1 protein-coding gene is annotated in these 3,038 nt (G+C 65.3%); it reads right to left on the bottom strand.

Annotated features, from left to right (window positions below):
- Window positions 1-23: 23 nt before the first annotated feature.
- Window positions 24-2,726, bottom strand: a complete 2,703-nt coding sequence (locus IP86_RS15485) for a glycosyltransferase (RefSeq protein WP_054163431.1) — start codon at window positions 2,724-2,726, stop codon at window positions 24-26.
- Between the last annotated feature and the right edge of the window lie 312 nt (window positions 2,727-3,038).

Here is a 3,038-nt window from a genome sequence, read left to right as displayed (position 1 = left end):
GTCGCCGCGAACGGCGCCGCGCCTCACGCCACGTCGGTGTGGATCTCCTGGGCGACCTTCTGCCGCGCCGGGATCGCCGGGGGGAGCGTGACCGGGCGGAGCCCGATCAGTTCGGCGGTGCGGATGCGGGTCGCGGTCCACCATTGGAAAGCGTTGATTCGCGAGTTCTCCAGGATGGCGATCGCCACCGCGGCCAGGAACGGCAGACTCTGCAGCACCAAGACGCCGGCGAAGATGTAGATCTCGGTGATCTGCCGGAAGCTGTTGGACGCCACCAGCACGCCGGCGCCGATCAAGAGCAGCACGCCGATCACCGCCTCCCAGAACGCCTGGAATTCGACCGACATCATCGTCAGGCCGCCCTTCGAGGTGCGGTTGAAGGCGAGGTGCTCGGTGATCAGGCCCTGGGCGACGGCGCGGCACACCGTCCACTGCACCGACATCGCGGCGATCATCGCGCCCAGCATCTGCCAGACGTTGATCTTCACCCGCAGCCGATACAGCGTCAGGAAGTGCGCCAGCGTGACGAAGAACGAGGCGATGATCGGGAGCGTCAGGATCTTGTCCGGGATAGCGATGTCGGCGAAGGCGACGATCGGAACCCAGATCAGATTGAGGATCGCCACCACGACGCCGAGGCTTTCGGCGCCGAGCCAGTTCAGCCAGCCGAGGCCAAATTCTCGCTTCTGGTCCTGCGACAGCCGGCTGTTGCCGGGCATGAAGCGGCGCCAGTGCTTCTTGATGATCTGAAAGCCCCCATAGGCCCAGCGATGGCGCTGCTTCTTGAACGCCTCGTAGGTGTCCGGCAGCAGGCCGAAGCCGTAGCGCGTGTTGGTGTAGTGGGTGAGCCAGCCGTGCTCCATGATCTCGAGGCCGAGATCGGAGTCTTCGCAGATGGTGTCACTCGACCAGCCGCCGGCCATGTCCATCGCGGCGCGGCGGATCAGGCACATCGTGCCGTGCACGATGATGCCGTTGTATTCGTTGCGCTGGACCATGCCGATGTCGAAGAACCCGGCATATTCGCCGTTCATGATGTAGTGCATCAGCGAGCGGTCGCCGTCGCGATGCTCCTGCGGCGCCTGCACTAGGCCGACGCGCGGATCGTCGAACGCCGGAACGAGGTCCTTCAGCCAGTCCGGCGTCACCACATAGTCGGCGTCGATGATGCCGATGATCTCGGCGTCGGCCGCGGTGCGCTCCATCGCGATCCGCAGCGCGCCGGCCTTGAAGCCCTGCACCTTCTCGGCGTTGATGAACTTGAAGCGCTCGCCGAGTTCGCGGCAGTGATCCTGGATCGGTTGGGTGAAGGCGGGGTCCGGCGTGTTGTTGATGATCACCACGCATTCGAAATTCGGATAGTCGAGCCGCGCCAGCGCATCCAGCGTCTGCTTCAGCATCTCCGGCGGCTCGAAATAGGCCGGGACGTGGATCGAGACCTTCGGGAAGTGGGCAGCGTCGGCCGGCCGCGTCTTATCCTGCTGAATCTTGGCCTGCTGCGCGTCGGTCAGCGCCCGGGTGATCAGCCGCCGCGGCTTGCGGCCGAAGGCGACCGCGGCGATTTCCTCGATCCGCGCCAGCGCGATGATCACCAGCGGCGTCAGCAGGATCATGCCGAGCGTCAGCGCGAAGGCCGAGCCGAATACGAAGTAATGCCCGGCCCAATAGGCGAACACGGTCGCGGCCCAGGCGCCGACGCCGTGCGCGGCCGCGGACAGCATGGCGGTCTGCATCACGGTCGGGGCCGCGAGCTGCAGGATCGGCAGCGACAGCAAAATGCCGACCAGCAGCGCAATCAGCGCCAGCTTCCAATAGTCCGGATCGACCACCGGTCCGGTCCAGGCGAATTTCGGCTGGCGCGAGGCGTTCAGAATGCCCCAATACGGACCGACGCCGCCCTCGAAATATTTCCAGGGCTGATCGATCGCTTCGACGATGTTGTACTCCATCCCGATCGCTTCGGCGCGGCTGACGAAGTTGCGCAGCGTCACCGCCTGCTCGAACGGGCCGGGAACGGCGGCCTTGAGATTGTAGCCGGCGCTCGGCCAGCCGAATTCGGCGATCACGATGCGCTTGCCGGGAAAGGCGTCGCGCAGCTTTCGATAGATGATCAGCGCCTGGTCGACCGCCTGCTTGTCGGAGAAGCCTTCCCAATAGGGCAGGATGTGCGCGGCGATGAAGTCGACCGAAGACGCGAGCTCGGGATGTTCGAGCCAGATGTTCCAGATCTCGCCGGTCGTCACCGGGACGCTGACCTGGCTCTTCACGCGCTGGATCAGCTTGATCAGGTCTTCGACCTTCTGGTCGGCGCGGTAGATGGTTTCGTTGCCGACGACGATGCCGTTGACGTTGCTATTGTGCTTGGCGAGGTCGACCGCGGCCTGCATTTCGCGTTCGTTGCGGTCGGTGAATTTGTCGATCCAGGCGCCGACCGTGACCTTGAGGCCGACCTCGTTGGCGATCGGCGGCACCAGCTCGACGCCGCCGGTCGACGAGTACAGACGAATCGCGCGCGTCATCGGCGACAGCGTCTTCAGGTCGGAGCGGATTCGCTCGGCGGTCGGAATGTTGTCGACGTCCGGATGCGCCGAGCCGTCGAACGGGGCGTAGGACACGCTCGGCAGGATGCCGGTGAAGTCGGGAGCTTGTTGTTTGTCTCGGAGGATGCCCCAGAGACCGGCATGGGCGGCAGTGACGAACAGCAGAACGGCGACGACGGCGCGCATCGCAACTAAACCATACGGGGCCCTGATGGCTGGTCAGCGGACCCGTCCCCGAGGTCCGACCAAGGCGGTAGCAACCTAAGCATAACGCTCAGCCCCGTCGGCGATCTAGTCATACGACGCCGTGGCGATTTGAGGGCGGTTTGCAATCCAACCGCGAAGATTTCCGCATGTTCCGAAACTGCGCCGGCTTATTTCGCCGGCGCAGGAGCGGGAGCAGGATTGGGCGCAGGCGCGGGCGCCGGCGTGGATGCAGCAGGCGCCGGCGTCGCGGGCTGCGGCGCGGCGGCCGGCTTGCCGGACGGCGCTGCCGGG

The organism is Rhodopseudomonas sp. AAP120, assembly GCF_001295845.1.
Lineage (GTDB): Bacteria > Pseudomonadota > Alphaproteobacteria > Rhizobiales > Xanthobacteraceae > Rhodopseudomonas.
The sequence above is the reverse complement of the archived record's forward strand: the minus strand, read 5'-3'. Positions and strand labels throughout refer to the sequence as shown.